The organism is Massilia eburnea (genome assembly GCF_009720745.1).
Classification (GTDB): domain Bacteria; phylum Pseudomonadota; class Gammaproteobacteria; order Burkholderiales; family Burkholderiaceae_D; genus Rugamonas; species Rugamonas eburnea.
Map to the genome: position 1 here is coordinate 16,431 of NZ_WNKX01000028.1, position 17,701 is coordinate 34,131.

Annotated in this window: 21 protein-coding genes; 16 read left to right on the forward strand and 5 right to left on the reverse strand. The window is 63.7% G+C overall.

The features are described 5' to 3' along the window. From GM658_RS24775 to GM658_RS24795, 5 genes are read left to right on the forward strand one after another with little or no spacing between them, the layout of a single operon-like run. Window positions 1-786: an SDR family oxidoreductase gene (locus tag GM658_RS24775; RefSeq protein ID WP_155456745.1), complete on the forward strand. Its 786-nt coding sequence runs from the start codon at window positions 1-3 to the stop codon at window positions 784-786. 9 nt (window positions 787-795) lie between these two features. Beyond that, on the forward strand, window positions 796-1,791 hold the full coding sequence (locus GM658_RS24780; RefSeq protein WP_155456746.1) for an NADP-dependent oxidoreductase: 996 nt from the start codon (window positions 796-798) through the stop codon (window positions 1,789-1,791). Between the two features lie 8 nt (window positions 1,792-1,799). Then, window positions 1,800-2,696, forward strand: coding sequence for an SDR family oxidoreductase (locus tag GM658_RS24785; protein WP_155456747.1), 897 nt, complete (start codon window positions 1,800-1,802; stop codon window positions 2,694-2,696). A gap of 13 nt (window positions 2,697-2,709) precedes the next feature. Continuing rightward, window positions 2,710-3,132 (forward strand): GNAT family N-acetyltransferase, encoded by a 423-nt coding sequence (locus tag GM658_RS24790; protein ID WP_155456748.1) that lies wholly within the window; start codon window positions 2,710-2,712, stop codon window positions 3,130-3,132. 9 nt (window positions 3,133-3,141) lie between these two features. Next, complete coding sequence (locus tag GM658_RS24795) at window positions 3,142-3,399, forward strand: hypothetical protein (protein WP_155456749.1); 258 nt, start codon at window positions 3,142-3,144, stop codon at window positions 3,397-3,399. Between the two features lie 6 nt (window positions 3,400-3,405). On the opposite strand, the gene GM658_RS24800 is transcribed toward GM658_RS24795, so the two are convergent. The 3 genes from GM658_RS24800 to ygfZ are packed head-to-tail and all read right to left on the reverse strand — an operon-like array spanning window position 3,406 to window position 5,524. Next, entirely contained in the window at window positions 3,406-4,233 is an 828-nt protein-coding gene (locus GM658_RS24800) for an NRDE family protein (RefSeq protein WP_155456750.1), read from the reverse strand. Further along, complete coding sequence (locus GM658_RS24805) at window positions 4,224-4,514, reverse strand: DUF4936 family protein (protein ID WP_155456751.1); 291 nt, start codon at window positions 4,512-4,514, stop codon at window positions 4,224-4,226. Before GM658_RS24805 ends, GM658_RS24800 begins: the two co-directional genes overlap by 10 nt. A gap of 2 nt (window positions 4,515-4,516) precedes the next feature. Next, window positions 4,517-5,524 carry a CAF17-like 4Fe-4S cluster assembly/insertion protein YgfZ gene (ygfZ, locus tag GM658_RS24810; RefSeq protein ID WP_155456752.1) on the reverse strand — a complete coding sequence of 336 codons (1,008 nt, stop codon included), beginning with the start codon at window positions 5,522-5,524 and terminating at the stop codon, window positions 4,517-4,519. A 142-nt stretch (window positions 5,525-5,666) separates the two neighbouring features. On the opposite strand from ygfZ, the gene mltG reads away from it, so the two are divergent. The 11 genes from mltG (at window position 5,667) to fusA (ending at window position 14,956) form a co-directional block, all read left to right on the forward strand. Continuing rightward, window positions 5,667-6,656, forward strand: a complete 990-nt coding sequence (gene mltG, locus GM658_RS24815) for an endolytic transglycosylase MltG (protein WP_155456753.1) — start codon at window positions 5,667-5,669, stop codon at window positions 6,654-6,656. A 4-nt stretch (window positions 6,657-6,660) separates the two neighbouring features. Further along, window positions 6,661-7,275, forward strand: a complete 615-nt coding sequence (gene tmk / locus GM658_RS24820; protein ID WP_155456754.1) for a dTMP kinase — start codon at window positions 6,661-6,663, stop codon at window positions 7,273-7,275. After that, entirely contained in the window at window positions 7,272-8,291 is a 1,020-nt protein-coding gene (locus tag GM658_RS24825; RefSeq protein WP_170298961.1) for a DNA polymerase III subunit delta', read from the forward strand. The genes tmk and GM658_RS24825 overlap by 4 nt, the downstream gene beginning before the upstream one ends. Before the next feature lie 12 nt (window positions 8,292-8,303). Then, complete coding sequence (locus GM658_RS24830; RefSeq protein WP_155456755.1) at window positions 8,304-8,681, forward strand: PilZ domain-containing protein; 378 nt, start codon at window positions 8,304-8,306, stop codon at window positions 8,679-8,681. 3 nt (window positions 8,682-8,684) lie between these two features. Continuing rightward, window positions 8,685-9,191, forward strand: coding sequence for a GNAT family N-acetyltransferase (locus tag GM658_RS24835; RefSeq protein WP_155456756.1), 507 nt, complete (start codon window positions 8,685-8,687; stop codon window positions 9,189-9,191). 196 nt (window positions 9,192-9,387) lie between these two features. Then, window positions 9,388-10,167 (forward strand): TatD family hydrolase, encoded by a 780-nt coding sequence (locus GM658_RS24840; protein ID WP_155456757.1) that lies wholly within the window; start codon window positions 9,388-9,390, stop codon window positions 10,165-10,167. Continuing rightward, entirely contained in the window at window positions 10,167-10,838 is a 672-nt protein-coding gene (locus tag GM658_RS24845) for an ankyrin repeat domain-containing protein (RefSeq protein WP_155456758.1), read from the forward strand. Before GM658_RS24840 ends, GM658_RS24845 begins: the two co-directional genes overlap by 1 nt. Window positions 10,839-10,934: 96 nt before the next feature. Then, complete coding sequence (locus GM658_RS24850) at window positions 10,935-11,846, forward strand: class I SAM-dependent methyltransferase (protein WP_155456759.1); 912 nt, start codon at window positions 10,935-10,937, stop codon at window positions 11,844-11,846. 120 nt (window positions 11,847-11,966) lie between these two features. Next, complete coding sequence (locus tag GM658_RS24855; protein WP_155456760.1) at window positions 11,967-12,158, forward strand: hypothetical protein; 192 nt, start codon at window positions 11,967-11,969, stop codon at window positions 12,156-12,158. A gap of 8 nt (window positions 12,159-12,166) precedes the next feature. Further along, on the forward strand, window positions 12,167-12,757 hold the full coding sequence (locus GM658_RS24860) for a flavin reductase family protein (protein WP_155456761.1): 591 nt from the start codon (window positions 12,167-12,169) through the stop codon (window positions 12,755-12,757). A gap of 84 nt (window positions 12,758-12,841) precedes the next feature. Then, on the forward strand, window positions 12,842-14,956 hold the full coding sequence (gene fusA, locus GM658_RS24865) for an elongation factor G (RefSeq protein WP_155456762.1): 2,115 nt from the start codon (window positions 12,842-12,844) through the stop codon (window positions 14,954-14,956). On the opposite strand, the gene GM658_RS24870 is transcribed toward fusA, so the two are convergent. Together GM658_RS24870 and GM658_RS24875 are read right to left on the reverse strand one after the other, a co-directional pair. Then, window positions 14,953-17,202: a putative bifunctional diguanylate cyclase/phosphodiesterase gene (locus tag GM658_RS24870; RefSeq protein WP_155456763.1), complete on the reverse strand. Its 2,250-nt coding sequence runs from the start codon at window positions 17,200-17,202 to the stop codon at window positions 14,953-14,955. The two genes, fusA and GM658_RS24870, sit on opposite strands and share 4 nt — an antisense overlap. A gap of 6 nt (window positions 17,203-17,208) precedes the next feature. Further along, the gene (locus tag GM658_RS24875; RefSeq protein WP_155456764.1) at window positions 17,209-17,688 is read right to left on the reverse strand and encodes a hypothetical protein; all 480 of its coding nucleotides are present in this window, start codon (window positions 17,686-17,688) and stop codon (window positions 17,209-17,211) included. Between the last annotated feature and the right edge of the window lie 13 nt (window positions 17,689-17,701).

A 17,701-nucleotide genomic window follows, 5' to 3' on the forward strand; every position in this document is an offset into this window, starting at 1 on the left:
ATGCGCACCACCCAGGAACTGTTCAACCTTTCAGGCAAAACCGCGCTGGTGACCGGCGGCTCGCGCGGCCTCGGCCTGCAAATGGCGCTCGCACTGGGCGAGCTGGGCGCGAAACTGGTGCTCACATCGCGCAAGCAGTCGGACCTCGACGAAGCGGTCGCGCTGCTCAAGGCGCAGGGCATCGAAGCCGTCGCCATCGCGGCCGACCTGGGCAAGGAGGCCGCCATCGGCCCGCTGGTCGAGGCCGCGCTTGAGGCGCTGGGCGGCCAGATCGACATCCTGGTCAACAACGCCGGCGCCACCTGGGGTGCGCCGGCCGAAGACTATCCGCTGGAAGCCTGGGACAAGGTGATGAACCTGAACGTGCGCAGCATCTTCCTCTTGTCGCAGGCGGTGGGCAAGCGTTCCATGATCCCGCGCCGCTCCGGCCGCATTATCAATATCGCATCGATCGCCGGCCTGGCAGGCAATGGCCCCGGCACCATGAAGACCGTCGCTTACAATACGTCCAAGGCGGCCTTGATCAACTTTACCCGCACGCTGGCCGGCGAGTGGGGCGAGTACGGCATCAACGTCAACGCGCTGGCGCCGGGCTTCTTCCCGTCGAAACTGAGTGCGGGCGTGATCAAGGCCATGGGCGAAGACAAGCTGGCGGCGGCAGCGCCGCTGCAGCGCCTGGGCGGCGAGGAGGACCTGAAGGGCGCGGTGGCGCTGTTCGCTTCCGACGCCGGCCGGCACATCACCGGCCAGGTCCTTGCCGTCGACGGCGGGGTATCGGCAGTTTAAGGAGTTTGCATGACCAAGTATCAACGCATCGTGCTGGCCTCGCGCCCGCGCGGCGCAGTCGTGCCGGAGAATTTCCGGCTCGAGGAAGCGGAAGTGCCGGCACTGGCCGAGGGCCAGCTGCTGGTGCGCAATCACTACCTCTCGCTGGACCCGTATATGCGCGGCCGCATGAGCGAAGCGAAAAGCTACGCCGTCCCGCAGCCGCTGGATGAGACCATGATCGGCGGCACCGTCGGGGAAGTGGTTGAATCGCGCCATCCGGGCTTCGCCGTGGGCGAGTTCGTGGCCGGCATGTTCGGCTGGGCCGAAATGGGCGTCTCCGGCGGCGCCGGCCTGCGCAAGGTCGACACCGGCGCCATCCCGGCTTCGGCCCATCTTGGGGTGGTCGGCATGCCGGGCATGACGGCCTGGTACGGCATGCACGAAATCCTGCGCCCGGCGCTGGGCGAAACTGTCGTGGTCTCCGCGGCCAGCGGCGCGGTCGGCAGCGCGGTCGGCCAGCTGGCCAAACTGGCTGGCTGCCGCGCGGTCGGCATCGCCGGCGGCCGTGCCAAATGCGACTATGTGGTGCAGGAGCTGGGCTTTGACGCCTGCGTCGACTACAAGGCCGGCAACCTGAAGGCCGACCTGGCCGCCGCCACGCCGGACGGGATCGACGCCATTTTTGAAAACGTGGGCGGCGAAGTATTCGACACGGCGCTGGGGCGTACCAACGCTTTCGCCCGGGTTGCCTTGTGCGGCCTGCTGGCCGGCTACACCGGCGCCGAGATCCCGATCCGCAACGCCAAGAAGCTTCTGCTGAGCCGCATCATGCTGCGCGGCTTCATCGTCACCGAGCATATGGACATGTGGCCGCAGGGCTTGTCCGACATGGGCCGCCTGGTCGCCGCCGGCAAATTGAAATACCGCGAAAGCATTTCGCAGGGCCTGGCCTCGGCGCCGGACGCCCTGATCGGCCTGCTGCAAGGCCGGAATTTCGGCAAACAACTTGTGAAACTCATCTGAGAGACGATATGAAAAAATTCCAGGGCAGGGTTGCAGTCATCACCGGCGGCGCCAGCGGTTTTGGCCGCGAATTCGCGCTGAAAGCCCACGCGCTGGGCATGAAGCTGGTGCTGGCGGACGTCCAGCAGGACGCCCTCGATGCGACGGTGCACGGTTTGCGGGCCGCCGGCGCGCAAGTGATCGGGCAGCGCTGCGACGTGTGCAAGGCGGCCGAAGTGCAGGCCCTGGCCGATGCCGCCATGCGCGAATTCGGCGCCGTGCACCTGGTCTTCAACAACGCGGGGGTCGGCTTTGGCGGCCTGCTGTGGGAGGCCAGCGAGGCTGACTGGGACTGGGTGATGGGCGTAAACGTGAACGGCGTGGTTCACGGCGTGCGCATCTTTACCCCGCTGATGCTCGAATGCTCCAGGCGCGATCCGGATTACGAAGGCCACATCGTCAATACCGCTTCCATGGCGGGCGTGCTGTGCCCGCCGGTGATGGGCGTCTACAACGTCTCCAAGCACGCCGTGGTGGCCTTGAGCGAAAGCCTTTACCACGACCTGGCGCTGGTTGCGGCGCCGATCGGCGCTTCGGTGCTGTGCCCGTATTTCGTCCCGACCGGCATCCACCAGTCGCACCGCAACCGGCCGCAGGACACGCCGATGGAAGGCAAGCCGACCGCCAGCCAGATGGCGGCGCAGGCGATGGTGAGCAAGGCTGTCGCTTCGGGCAAGGTATCGGCGCAGGACGTCGCCCAGCTCACCTTCGATGCGATTGCGCAGGACAAGTTCTACATTTTCACCCACCCGCAGGCCCTGGACGGCGTGGCGCAGCGCGCGCGCGACATGGTGGCGCAGGCCAATCCCGCCGACCCCTACGCGGCCGCGCCGCAAGTGCGCGAGACCCTGCGCTCCATGTTGTGAGAGAATGCGCGGCATGACGACGACACTCCGCTTTGGCGATTGGTCCGCAATGCAGGCCGACGCAAAACCGATCCGCATGGAAGTCTTCGTGCGGGAACAGAATGTGCCAGCCGAGCTGGAAATGGACGATAAGGACGCCGCCTGCCTGCACGCGGTGGCCTACGGTGCCGCCGGCCAGCCGCTGGGCACCGGCCGCCTGCTGCCGGACGGCCATATCGGCCGCATGGCCGTGTTGAGCAACGCACGCGGCCAGGGTATCGGCGGCGCCATCCTGCAGGGGCTGATGGACAAGGCGCGCGAGCGCGGCGACCACCAAGTCGTCCTCAGCGCGCAGACCCACGCGGCGGAGTTCTACCTGGCCCACGGTTTTGCCATGGCCGGCGACGTCTTCTACGAAGCAGGCATCCCCCACATCGAAATGCATTTCGAATTTTAGGAGTTGAAAATGAAACGTTCGATCATCGCCCTCGGCGTATGCGCCGTGTTCGGCGCAGGCTTCCTGGCCGGTTCCATCAGCCCGTTCCAGACGGCGCAGGCGCAGGTAGGCGGCAGCAGCATGACCTGGCCCGCTGCCGCGGCAGCGCCGGCCAGCGCCAACGGCGCGACCCATTTCTATGCCATCGACACCGGCACCCGCACCCTGATTTCCTGCTCCCGCCAGGGCAAGGACAAGCCGGCCTGCACCCGCGAGCAGCTGCCCTGAATCCCCTTAGCGAATCTGTACTTCGTGCAGTTCCGCCGGCGCGTCGGCGTACAGCTTGACCACGGTGGAACTGCGGGTTCCGTAGTTAGGTGACTCGATCTTCACTGCCGACAGCAGGCGTTCCAGTTCCAGCGGCACGCCTGTTTCCGGCAAGCGCATGTCCGGCGCCCGTGCGGTGTCGGACAGCATCTCGAAATAGGCGTCTTCCGGGGCGCCAAGGCACAGCAGGCTGGCAAATTGCGCCTTGGTCTTGAGCACCTTGGGCCAGGCCGAATCGAGCAGCGCATTGGAAAGGCCATAAATGCCCGCCGCGAGCGGCTGGCCGTTGCGCGGGTCGTCGTTGCCCTTGTTCGAATACCAGACCAGCTCCCTGCCGTCGCACAGGACCAGGTTGAAGCCGTTGTATTGCGCCGCGCGCGGCGCGATCTGCGCCACGTATTCCTGCGCCGACATGGCGCCAGCCAGGAAATCGGCCACCAGCTGGCCGCGTGAAGGCGCCAGCGGATTGTGTTCCTGCGGATTGCGTACATTGGTAATCGCCGCAAAGCGCGAAGGGGCGCAGGCCGAAGCGGCCGCGCCGGCAGGCGCATCGCCCGCACCGCATTCGGCCCGCAAGTCCGGCAAGGCGCCAGGCGCAGCCGCGCCGGCTTCGGCCGGGCGCGTGATGCCCATCCAGCTGCCGCCGGCCTTCAGGTCGCGTCCCGCGTAGATGTGCGGTGCGTCTGCCCATGGCGCGGCAGGCGTGGTGTCGCGGTCGTAGAATTCATCGCGGTTGGCGGCGGCAATCAGCGGCACGCCGGGCACGACCTGCCAGGCAAAGACAATCAGGCACATGGCGGCAAATCCTCAAACATCTCGACATGGCGTGCGCCATCGATCCATTGCGCCAGCCCGGCGCGTGCCGCGGCGGCCTCAAGAGAGGCCAGGAAGTCCTCGCCCCCGGCCGCCGGATACACTTCCATCCAGGTCTGCACGCCCGCGGCGGCTTGCGGACGGCGCTTCAGCTGTGGCGCCACGCCATGCGCCGCCGACAAAGCGGACTGCATGGCGATAACCGCCGCCTGCAGGCCAGCCGCGTGCGCGGCCTGCACCTTGTAATACACGTAGAAGTCCATGGTCAGACGTCGAGCTTATCCAGCACGTAGGGCAGGGGCTTGAACTGCAGGGCCGGGCCGCTGGCCGAACCAAAGCGTACGTCGCCCGCTTCCAGCGCTTCCAGCTTCATCTCCACCAGCGCATCGACGCCGCCCGTGCCATTGCGCGCAGTGTTGACCACCATGCCGCAAGGCTGCTCCGGGTCGGCCGGAGAAAACACTTCGGCGCCAGGCGCCGCCGCCGCATCGGCGATCGAAGCCAGCGCGGTACGGCGCTTCAGCTTGCCCAGGTACTGGCTGCGCGCCACGATTTCCTGGCCAGGGTAGCAGCCTTTCTTGAAATTGACGCCGCCCAGCAGCTCGAAATTCACCATCTGCGGCACGAACTGTTCCTGGGTGCCCGGGCCGACTTGCGGGATGCCGGCATGGATCTCGGACAGGCGCCAGCCTTCGTTGCCGCCAACGGCCAGCCGTTCTTTGAGCACCGGGGCCGCGACCGATGCCGTTTCCGGCGAGGTCAGCCACAGGTAGCGCGCGGCGCCGAATGCATCGGCCACGCGCAGCAGCGTACCCAGCGGATGATCGAGCTTGCTGAACGGTTTGGCCGGCAGCGCATCGAACCAGTTCTGCAGCATCGCCTCGGCGTCGCCGCCGCCGATCCCCAGCGTGACGAACTGCTCGGAAACGTCAGCCGGCTTGGTCTTCGCGCGCAGGATAAACATCTGCAGGCGCTTCTGCACCGCCGGCTGGATCGCGCGCGGCAGCTGCAGGAAGATCGATTCGTCCGTGCGCCACATCAGGAAGGAGGCCAGCAAGCGCCCCTTGGGCGAGCAATAGCCGGCCAGGCGCACGTCGCCCGGGCCCAGGTGCTCGACATCATTGGTCAACTGGCTGTGCAGGAAACTGGCCGATTCCTCGCCGGTGAAGGCGATCAGGCCCTGGTCGGTCACGGCGGCCACGAAGCCGGTCGCGAGCTGGGTGGCGCCCAGGCTTTCTTGTTCCTGTGTCAAAACTTGATTCCAGTTATTCATAATTTCACATATCCTGACGGTGAGGCATTATCATTACGGGCTTCATTATAGTGATCCCGCGAAATTTGCGCCGGGTGTCCGGAATTTGCTGTTGCCCGGGCTGAATCTGGTTCAAGATGGGAGTATCGAACAGGCATTCGAAATGGCGTTTATAAGCAAGACGATAGGATTGGGTTTGCTGGCTGCGGCAGGGGCCGTGGGCGGGTTCGCCTGGTGGGCCGGCCAGCCTGTGATAGGCCAGGAGCCGGCCATTGAATTCACCATCAGCAAAGGCAGCGGCGCCAGCGCCGCGGGCCAGCAGATCGCTGCCGCCGGCGTGCCGATCCAGCCGCTCATGTTCAACCTGCTGGCGCGGGCCACGGGCAAGAGCGGCCAGCTCAAAGCTGGCACGTACGAACTCAAACCTGGCACGACTCCGCTGCGCCTGATCGACCAGCTGGTGCGCGGCGAATTCGCGCAGGAATCGCTGACCATCATCGAAGGCTGGACTTTCCGCCAGATGCGCCAGGCCGTAGCCGCGCACACCGGCCTCAAGCACGACACGGCCGAGCTGAGCGACCGCGAACTGATGGAGCGCATCGACCCGGACTTCAAGGAGCCGGAAGGCCTGTTCTTCCCGGACACCTACCTGTTTGCCAAGAATTCCAGCGAGCTGGCGATCTTCCGCCAGGCCCACAGCATGCTCATGAAGCGCCTGGGCGACGCCTGGGAAAAGCGCGCCCCCGGCTTGCCATACAGGACGCCGTATGAAGCCCTGACCATGGCTTCCATTGTGGAAAAGGAAACGGGGCAGAAATCCGAACGCGCCATGATTGCCGCCGTCTTCGTCAATCGCCTCAAGCTCGGCATGCTGCTGCAGACCGATCCGACCGTCATTTACGGCATCGGGCCCAAATTCGACGGCAATATCCGGAAAAAAGACCTGGAAACCGATACCCCCTACAATACCTATACGCGGGTGGGCCTGCCGCCGACCCCGATTGCCTTGCCCGGCGTCGCCTCGCTGACGGCCGCGCTGGACCCGGCCAAGTCCGGCGCCCTGTATTTCGTCGCGCGCGGCAATGGCACCAGCCAGTTTTCCGATAACCTGACCGACCATAACCGGGCGGTCAACCAGTACCAAAAACAATAAGACAATGAGCAAGCGCGGTAAATTCATCACATTCGAAGGCATCGACGGTGCCGGCAAATCGACCCATATCCAGTTCGTCGGCGAACTGGTCAAGGCACGCGGCCTGGAGCTGGTCAGTTCCCGCGAACCCGGCGGCACGCCCCTGGGGGAAAAGCTGCGCGAACTGTGGCTGCATGAAGCCATGCATGTGGAAACCGAAACCCTGCTGGTCTTTGCCAGCCGCCGCGAACATCTGGCCCAGGTGATCGAGCCGGGCCTGGCGCGCGGCGCCTGGGTCATCTCCGACCGCTTCACCGACGCCAGCTTCGCCTACCAGGGCGGCGGCCGCGGCCTGAGCCGTGAAAAGCTGGAAGTGCTGGCGCACTGGGTGCACCCGAACCTGGAACCGGACCTGACCATCCTGTTCGACCTGCCGCTGGAAGTGGCGCGCGCGCGCCTGGACGCCACGCGGGACCTGGACCGTTTCGAGCGCGAACAAGCCGACTTCTTCATGGCCACCCGTGCCGAATACCTGCGCCGCGCGGCCGAAGCGCCGCACCGCTTCCGCGTCATCGATTCCACGCGCAGCATCGCCGACATCCAGGCCGAGCTGGCACACATCATTGGAGCGCTCGCGTGAGCGGACAAAGCTATCCATGGCAGGAAGGCGCCTGGCAGCAGCTGCAGCAGCTGCGCCAGCGCATGCCGCACGCCATCCTGTTCCACGGCGCCGCCGGCATCGGCAAGGCCGATTTCATCGAACAGTTCGCCCAGGCGCTGCTGTGCGAAAACGCCCGGCCGGACGGCCATGCCTGCGGCGAATGCCCGAGCTGCGGCTGGTTCCTGCAAGGGAGCCACCCCGACTACCGCCGGGTGCGCCCGGAGGCGATGGAAGACGAACCGGGCGAAGGCGAGGAGGGCGAAGACAGGAAAGCGGCCAAGAAGGCGCCTTCCAAAGAAATCAAGATCGAGCAGATCCGCGCCTTGTCCGACTTCATGAACATTTCGACCCACCGCCAGGGCTTGCGGGTGGTGGTGCTGTACCCGGCCGAAGCGCTGAACATGCCGGCCTCCAACGCCTTGCTGAAGACGCTGGAAGAGCCGCCGCCGGGCACCGTCTTCCTGCTCTCGTCCAATGGCCTGGACCGTGTGCTGCCAACCATCCTGTCGCGCTGCCGCAAATTCGCCATGCCGATGCCGGCCCACGCTGAAGCGCTGGCCTGGCTCAAGCAGCAGGGCGTGCCCGACGCCGACAGCTGGCTGCGCGAGCAGGGCGGCTCGCCGCTGGCCGCTGCCGCTGCCTCCGAAACAGGCAATCGTGAAGAATTGGACGCCTTCCTGCAGTACCTGGCACGCCCAAGCGTGGAAGGGGCCTTGAAAACTGCCGACAAATTGCAGAAAGTACCGTTGACCGCCTTGGTTAGTTGGCAACAGCGCTGGCTTTATGACCTGTTTTCGTACAAACTTGCAGGAAACATCCGTTATTATCCTCGTTACCAGCGTGAGCTGGCTGGACTGGCGGATAAGGTGAACATCAGCCGGCTGATGGGAGCGATCAAGGGCGCCAACGAGCGCCGCGCAACTTCGGACCACCCGCTGTCGCCGAAACTGTTTATTGAAGATATGCTTCTTGACTACACTGCTTGCTGTAGCTGAAGAAAGGAAAAAATGAGCGCAAGCCCTACCGATCCGAGCACCGCGGCCATCAACCGGCCGACGGTGCTGTCACTGGCCATCAAGGAAAAGGCGGCCCTGTACGCAGCCTATATGCCGTTCCTGAAAAACGGCGGCATGTTCGTGCCGACCCAAAAGCCATACAAGATTGGTGACGAAATCTATCTGTTGCTGACCCTGATGGACGATCCGAACAAATACGCGATCGCCGGCAAGGTCGTCTGGATCACGCCTGCGGGAGCGGCCAATAACAAGACCCAGGGCATCGGCGTGCATTTCCCGGAAGACGAATCCGGCACCCGTACCCGCCTGCGTATTGAAGAGATCCTGGGCGCCGCGCTGCGCTCTTCCCGCGCCACCCACACGCTTTAACGCATGACGACGTTCCGCCATCGCCTCGCCACGCTGGACGACCTGCCCGCCATTGTCGCCATCTACAACAGCACCATCGCCTCGCGCAAAGTGACTGCCGATACCGAGCCGGTATCGGTCGCATCGCGCCTGCCGTGGTTCCATGAGCACCAGCCCGGCCGCCGGCCGCTGTGGGTGCTCGAAGAAGCCGGCCGCGACGGCATTATCGGCTGGATCTCGTATTCCAACTTCTATGGCCGTCCCGCCTATTCCGGCACCGCCGAAGTCTCGATCTACATCGACCAGGCATGGCGCGGCAAAGGCGTCGGCCGCTACGCCCTGCAGGAAGCCATCGCTTTCGCCCCGCAGGTGAATGTGCACACCGTGCTTGGCTTCATCTTCGGCCACAACAAGCCATCGCTGGCATTGTTCGAGAAGTTCGGCTTCGAAACCTGGGCCAATCTGCCGCGCGTCGCCAACCTCGACGGCGTCGAGCGCGACCTGATCATTCTCGGCAAGCGCGTCGCATGAGGGCAGCTGACTCACCAAGGTCCCGCCAGCCGTGCAATGATGCCCAAGACCAGGGCCAGGATCGATAGCAATGCGCTGAAAGTCCAGCGGAATCCGCCTTGCATTTCTTGCCGCAACTCGACGACGGAGCCTTGGACTGGTTTATCCTGAACAGTTCAAGAAGCCGGACGCAGCGTCGTCGGTATACAATGCCGGGATGTTTATCGACTCCCACTGCCATATCGACTTCCCGGAGCTGTCCGCCCGGATGCCTGAAATCCTCGCCAAGATGGCGGAAAACAAGGTCAGCCACGCGCTCTGCGTGTCGGTTGACTTGCCTGACTTCCCGCGCGTCCTGGCGCTGGCCGAGCAGTATCCGCATATCTACGCCTCCGTCGGCGTGCACCCGGACTACGAAGACACGCCCGAACCGACCGTCGAGCAACTGGCCGAGCTCGCAAAGCACCCAAAAATCGTCGCCATCGGCGAAACCGGCCTCGACTACTACCGCCTGGAAGGCAACCTCGAATGGCAGCGTGAGCGCTTCCGCACCCACATCCGCGCCTCGCGCGAGACGCGCAAGCCGCTGATCATCCATACCCGCTCCGCTTCCGAAGACACCATCCGCATCATGCGCGAGGAAGGCGCGGGCACCGATAAGGGCGGCGTTGCAGGCGTCATGCACTGCTTCACCGAATCGCTGGAAGTGGCGCGCGCTTCGATGGAACAGGGCTTCTACATTTCCTTCTCCGGCATCGTCACCTTCAAGAGCGCCAGGGAGTTGCAGGCTGTAGCGCTGGAAGTGCCGCTCGAACGCATGTTGATCGAAACGGACTCGCCTTACCTGGCGCCGGTGCCGTATCGCGGCAAGATGAACGAGCCGGGCTACGTAGCCCACGTGGCCGAATTCATCGCCAAGCTGAAGGGCGTGCCGCTGGAACAGGTCGCCGAACAAACCAGCGCCAACTTCTTCGAACTGTTCAAGGCGGCCGCCTGATGCCAACCCGCCGCGCAGCACTCGCCATCCTGGCCAGCGCCGCGCTGGCGCTGGCGAGCGGGCAATCGCGGGCGGCAACGGATGCGGAAGCCGACGCCGTCAGCTTTTTCCGCGCCATCCAGCTCGATAACGATGTCGCGGTGAAGGCCGTCCTTGCGCGCGGCCTCGACCCCAACCTGCGCGATCCGGTGCGCGGCGAAACCGGCCTGATCGTCGCCATGCGCTACGATGCGATGAAGGTCGCCCAGCTCCTGCTCGCCCATCCCAAACTGAAAATCGACCAGCAAGCCGCCAACGGCAACACCGCCCTGATGATGGCGGCTTTCCAGAAAAACAAGCCCGCTGTGCTGGCGATGCTGGAAAAAGGCGCCCAGGTCAACCGGCCGGGCTGGACCGCCCTGCATTACGCCGCCGCCGCCGGCGACACCGCCATCATGAAATTGCTGCTCGAGCGCCACGCCTCTATCGATGCCGAATCGCCAACGGGCACCACGCCGCTCATGCTGGCCGCCCGTGAAGGCCAGGAAGATGCGGTCCGGCTGCTGCTGGAAGAGGGCGCCGACGCTTCCCTGAAGGACCGCGCCTGGAAGGAAAACGCCGCTGAATTCGCTATTCGCGCGCAAAAACCGTGGATCGCCGAGCAGATCCGCCGTTACCCCGGCCGTAAATAGAGCGGTATTTCCCTTTCATATCGTGCAAATGGCGCAAGCCGGATGGGGCGACAATGCAAACGTCGAAAACCCACTGCGCCTTGCCGCGCCACCGCCATGCTGAATGAACGCGAAATCGAAAGCTGCTACCTTGGCCAGTTCATCCCGGTCCATTACCACCACAATATGCTGATGGATGCCAACCGCATGCACAACTTCAAGGCGGCCATCGATTACGTGGTCCAGCCGGGCATGAAGGTGCTGGAACTGGGCGGCGGCACCGGCGTGCTGTCCTTCTTCGCGGCGCAAAAGGCCAGCAAGGTCTACTGCGTCGAATTCAATCCCGACATGGTGCAGGAAGCGCGCAAGTTCCTGGCCATCAACAAAAATGGCGAGCGCGTCGAGGTCATCCATGCCGACGCCTTCGAATACCTGCCGCCGGAGCCGGTCGATGTCGTGATCTGCGAAATGATCCACGTCGCGATGCTGCGTGAAAAGCAGGTCGAAGTCATCGAACACTTCAAGCAGCGCTACCTGGAACGTTTCGGCGGCCCGCTGCCGGTCTTCATGCCGGAAGCGGTGCTGATGGCGGTCCAGCCGGTGCAGCAGGAATACGATTTCGACGGTTTTATTGCCCCGATCGTCCAGTTCCAGCAGCCCGGGCAGATCCAGAACGGTACCGTCGAGCTAAGCCAGCCGCAAGTCTATTCCCTGATTGATTTCACCCAGCCCAACGATACGCTTTACCGCTGGGAAGGCCTGTTCACAGCCGAGCGCGACGGACAATTGAACGCCCTGCGCTTCATTACCAAAAACATCCTGGCCGTGGTCCCGGAACGCAACAGCACGATCGACTGGCTGAACCATTACATGACGCTGCCGCTGGCCGAACCGGTCAATGTGCGCGCCGGCGAGACTGTCCAGGTCAGCTTTGCCTATCGCGCCGGCGGCCAGATCCAGTCCCTGCAGGCGGCCATGCGCGCCGTGGCGCTGCGCGAAGCTTCGTCCATCCCTGCCTTCGCAGCATAAGGCGCCATCTATCCCCGGATTTCGGCCCTTCATCGCCTCCTGCGGCATTTGGTCGCATGCCCGTTGTCCGGGGCGGACGTCCGCTTTACAGTTGCCACATCTTCAATCGGAGGTATTGGGATGTTCGGCTTCTTACTTTGGCTCTTGCTGCTGTTCCTTTGCTGGCCGCTGGCCTTGCTGGCCCTGGTGCTGTATCCGGTCGTCTGGCTGATGCTGCTGCCGTTCCGCCTGCTCGGCATTGGCGTCGAAGCCGTGTTCGAACTCTTGCGCGCAATTGTCCTGCTGCCGGCAAGGGTGCTCGGAGGGCGCTAGAATGGCGCATGACTCAGCCATTTGAACACTTCAAACCCGTCGACCTGGACCACGCCAGCCGCCTGCTCAACCATGGCCCGACAGTCCTGGTCACCAGCGCCCATGCGGGGCGCCGCAACATCATGGCTGCCGCCTGGTCAATGCCGGTGGAATTCACCCCGCCGCGCATCGCCATCGTCATCGACAAGAATACACTCAGCCGCGAACTGATCGCCGCCAGCGGCGTTTTTGGCATTTGCCTCCCGGGTGCTGCGGCCGCCGACCTGGCCTACGCCGTTGGCACATCCAGCGGCCGGGAAGGTGATAAATTCAGCCGTTTCAGCCTCGTTTCCGTCCCGGGCCGCCAGACCGGCGTTCCCCTGGTCGCCGATGGCTGCGTGGCCTGGCTCGAATGCCGCCTGATCCCGGAGCGCCATACGGAACACGCCTACGACACCTGCTTTGCCGAAGTCGTGGCGGCCGCAGCCGATGACCGTGTGTTTTCCAGCGGACACTGGTCCTTCCGCGAAGACAATGCCGACCTGCATACCTTGCACCACCTCGGTGCGGGCAACTTTGCCCGCGCCAGCGCGATGATAAAGGCGAAACCGCTCCCTTGATTTCTTGTTGAGCCGCCCAATCTTCGCAGTCCTGTTACTGATAGAATCGAAGATGCCCGCAAGGCATCGTTCAAGGAGATTGTGATGAGCCGCAAGACACCTATCGAGCGTTACCGCAATATCGGCATTAGCGCCCACATCGACGCCGGCAAGACGACGACGACGGAGCGTATCCTGTTCTACACCGGGGTCAACCACAAGCTGGGTGAGGTGCACAATGGCGCCGCGACCATGGACTGGATGGAACAGGAGCAGGAACGCGGCATCACCATCACCTCGGCAGCCACCACCGCCTTCTGGAAAGGCATGGGCGGCAATTTCCCCGAGCACCGCATCAACATCATCGACACGCCGGGCCACGTCGACTTCACGATTGAAGTGGAGCGCTCGATGCGCGTGCTCGACGGCGCGGTCATGGTCTATGACTCGGTGGGCGGCGTGCAGCCGCAATCGGAAACCGTCTGGCGCCAGGCCAATAAATACAAGGTGCCGCGCCTTGCCTTCGTCAACAAGATGGACCGCGTCGGCGCCGACTTCTTCCGCGTGCAGCAGCAGATCAAGGATCGCCTGAAGGGCACTGCCGTGCCGATCCAGATCCCGATCGGCGCCGAGGAAAACTTCCATGGCGTGGTCGACCTGGTCAAGATGCGCGCCATCATGTGGGACGATGAGACGCTGGGCGTCAAGTTCACCTACGAGGACATCCCCGCCAACCTGAAAGAGCTGGCGCAGAAGTGGCACGACCATATGGTCGAGGCAGCCGCCGAAGCGACGCCCGAGCTGACGGAAAAATACCTGAACGGCGAAACCTTGAGCGAAGACGAAATCAAGGCGGCCCTGCGCGAGCGCACGATCCGCAATGAAATCGTGCCGATGCTGGCCGGCAGCGCCTTCAAGAACCGCGGCGTGCAAGCCATGCTGGACGCGGTGATCGAATACCTGCCGTCGCCGATCGACGTGCCTGCGATTGCCGGCCATGATGAAGACGACCAGGAAATCGAACGCCATCCATCGGACCAGGAGCCGTTCTCCGCGCTCGCCTTCAAGATCATGACCGATCCGTTCGTCGGCCAGCTGACTTTCTTCCGCGTCTATTCGGGCCTGGTGAATTCAGGCGACACCGTCTACAACCCGACCAAGGGTCAGAAAGAACGCCTGGGGCGCATCCTGCAGATGCATGCCAACGAACGCAAGGAGATCAAGGAAGTGTTCGCGGGCGATATCGCCGCGGCGGTGGGCCTGAAGAATGTGACCACGGGCGATACCTTGAGCGACCCGGACAAGGTCATCATCCTGGAAAAGATGGTCTTCCCCGAGCCTGTTATTTCGCAGGCGGTGGAGCCGAAGACCAAGGCTGACCAGGAAAAGATGGCGATTGCCCTGAACCGCCTGGCGCAGGAAGACCCGTCGTTCCGCGTCCACACCGACGAGGAATCGGGCCAGACCATCATGTCCGGCATGGGTGAGCTGCACCTGGAAATCCTGGTGGACCGCATGCGCCGCGAGTTCAGCGTCGAGACCACGGTGGGCAAGCCGCAGGTGGCTTACCGCGAAACGATCACCAAGCCGGTGAGCGATATCGAGGGCAAGTTCATCAAGCAGTCGGGCGGCAAAGGCCAGTACGGCCACGTCGTGCTGAAGCTGGAACCGATGGAAGCGGGCAAGGGCTTTGAATTCGTGGATGCGATCAAGGGCGGCGTGGTGCCGCGCGAGTTCATCCCTGCGGTCGAGAAGGGCATCCGCGAAACGCTCAATGCCGGCGTGCTGGCGGGCTATCCGGTGGTCGACGTGCGCGCCACGCTGACCTTCGGCTCTTATCACGACGTCGACTCGAACGAGAACGCCTTCCGCATGGCGGGTTCGATGGCGTTCAAGGACGGCATGCGCAAGGCGAACGCGCAATTGCTGGAGCCGATGATGCACGTCGAGGTGGAAACGCCCGAGGAATTCATGGGCAATGTGATGGGTGACCTGACCACGCGGCGCGGCATGGTGCAGGGGATGGACGAAATCCCTGGCGGTGGCGGCAAACAGGTGCGCGCCCTGGTGCCGCTGGCGGAAATGTTCGGTTACTCCACGTCCCTGCGCTCACTGACGCAGGGCAGGGCGACCTACACCATGGAGTTCCAGCACTACGCTGCGGTGCCGAAGCACATCCTCGACCAGGTAGCGACCGAACGCGCAGCCTCGAGAAATTAAGCTGCGTCGAGCAAGGCCGCGAATTCGTCGGCCGGGACAGGGTGGCCGTACAGGTAGCCCTGTCCCTGTTCGCAGCGCAGCAGTTTGAGGAGCTTCGCTTCTTCTTCCGTTTCAATCCCCTCGGCCACGACCTTGAGGTCCAGGTTGTGCGCCAGGGACACCACCGTGCTGACCAGGCCCATATAGCCGGCATCCTGCGACATACGGGTGACGAAGGAACGGTCGATCTTCATCACGTCCACCGGCAGGCTGACCAGGTAGGACAGCGAGGAATAGCCGGTCCCGAAATCGTCGATCGCCACCGGCACTTCAAGCGCCCGCACCCGGCTCAGGATATCGACCACGCGGTCATGGTCCGACACCAGGGAGCTCTCGGTAATCTCAATCGAGAGCGGATGCATTTCTGCGCCCGCCGTATTCAGCGCCTGCTCGATATCACTGAACAGCGAATCGCAGCGGAACTGCGCCGGCGCCACGTTGACCGCGATCTGCGGCGGCTGCAGGCCAGCTTCGCGCCAGGCGCGCCAATCCTGCATGGCGCGCTGCATGACCTGGCGGCCGACTGCGATGACCAGGCCGGTGCGTTCCAGCTCCGGCACGAATTCCGAAGGCTGCACCAAGCCGCGTTGCGGATGGCGCCAGCGCACCAGCGCCTCGGCGCCGGTCAGTTTCCCTGTGCGCAGGTCGATCTTGGGCTGGTAGAAGTTGACGAACTCCTGGCGTTCCAGGGCATCGCGCAATTCCACTTCAAGGCTGATCTGGCGCGCCACGACCCGGTCGGCTGCGCGGTCGTACTGGCCGAAGCGCAGGTCGAGGTCGCGCGCGGAGGCCAATGCATCCCAGGCCTTGACCAGCAATTCATCGGCGCTGGTGCCGTCGTCCGGCAGCGCAGCGGCGCCGGCATTGATGGTGCACCAGATCTTGTGTTCCTTGACCTGGTAAGCCCCTTGCAGCATCGGCACCGCGGTCTCATGGATGAATTCAGCGGCAGTCTGCGTCCCGTGTGCAGGCAGGAAAACGGCAAAGCGGCCCACGCCTACGTGGGCCAGCAGCATGCTCTCCGCCACCACGGAGCGCAGGCGCTGCGCGATATGGCGCATCAAGCCCACGGCGGCGGCATTGCCATAGGCAGAGCTGATCTCGTCGAAGCGGTTGATATTCAGCAGCAGCACCGTGCCGCGGGCGTCGGACGCGGCCAGGGCGGCGATTTCCTCCTCAAATTGCAGGCGGCTGGGCAGGCCTGACAGCACATTGGTGCGCGCCAGGCGGTGCATTTCCTGCGCATTGACCAGGCGCTCGATGCCGTAGCTCAGCTCATTGCTCATTTCGCCCGCGCGCTCGCGGTAGAAGGCATCGAAATGCTGTTCGCGGCGCGAATAGAAGGTCGCCACGCCCCAGGGCTGGTTGTTCACAAAGAGCGGCACGGCCATGCAGGAGGCAATCTCGTGGCCCCGGCGCGAACCCGATTGCACGCGGCCGGTGGCCATCACATGGGCCGCCAGTTCCGCCGCCAGCCAGTCGGGCGGCGTCTCGCCGGTGCTCCAGTGGCGCTCCTGGCCTTCGCGGCTGGCCGATGCGAACAGGTGCAGGAATCCGTCTTCGCCTTTGCGGCTGATCGCGGCGCAATCCAGGCCAGGCTGGTGCGCGGCCAGGCGGCAGGCGTCCAGGCATAGCTGTTCCAGCGTACGCGAGCGGGGAATCAGGGCGCTCAGGCGCGACAGCAGCACGTAGAAATTATCGTGGCGGATCAGGGCGCGTTCTTTTTCCACTTCCGTGGTGACGTCGATCGCCGAACCGCCGGTAAACGATTCGCCATTCACATGGATGGGAAATTTATGCACCAGCCAGTGGCGCTTGCCCTCATCCGTGGTCTCCATGGTCTTGGTGACGTCCGGGTTGTCCAGCGCCGCCCCGTCCTGGTAATCAAGGCTGCTGCCCATGACGTAGCCGCCTTCCGCATCCTTGATCCACAGCGGGGCAGGGGCATGCTCGGCAAATCCGGCCAGGAACCCATTGGCGCGCGCCAGGCTCTGGCGCAGGTCCTGCTGGGCGCGCACGCAGGTCGCCAGGTCGGCCAATGCGGCGCGCTGCTCATCGGAATGGTTTTGCGGCAAAAACGAGAACAAGCGCTCCTCATCGGCCAATGCTTCAGCCGGTACAGGCTTGCCGCATACAAAGCTGGCCAGGCGCTGCATTTCCCCCAGCGAACCGGCCTGCATGTGTTCAATGGAAGCGCGCTTGTTCATCTTGAATCACAGCAGTTTGAACTTTAATTGCACGGAAAAGGCGCCATGCAAACGTTCCTTGTATGTAGGTACGATAGCAAAGTTAACGCCGACGCGTTGATATTCCATGCTGATTACCGGGATAGCGGCCAGGAACCAGCCGCCGTCGCGCATTTTGGGATAACCGTTAAAGCCGCCCACGACGGCGCCCAGGCGTACCGGGCCGATGGCCCAGGGCTGGTAATAGACGCCCGCATAATTCGACATGCGGCGGTCGCTATTGTGGAAGCGGCCTGCAGTGGCGGACGCAACGGTGGAAAAGCGGTATTCGGCGCCCCAGCCAGGATTGGTGTCGTCAAAGCCCTTATCGCGCTGGAAGTGATAGGAATAGAAGCCGGGATTGACCCAAAGTTCGGAAAGCGGCTGGTTTTCGATCGTCGTAAAGGTGTCGGCAAAGGCCGGGAACGACAGGGCGGCAAAAGTTGCCCCGAGCAGAAGCTTTTTCATTTATTTCCAAAAA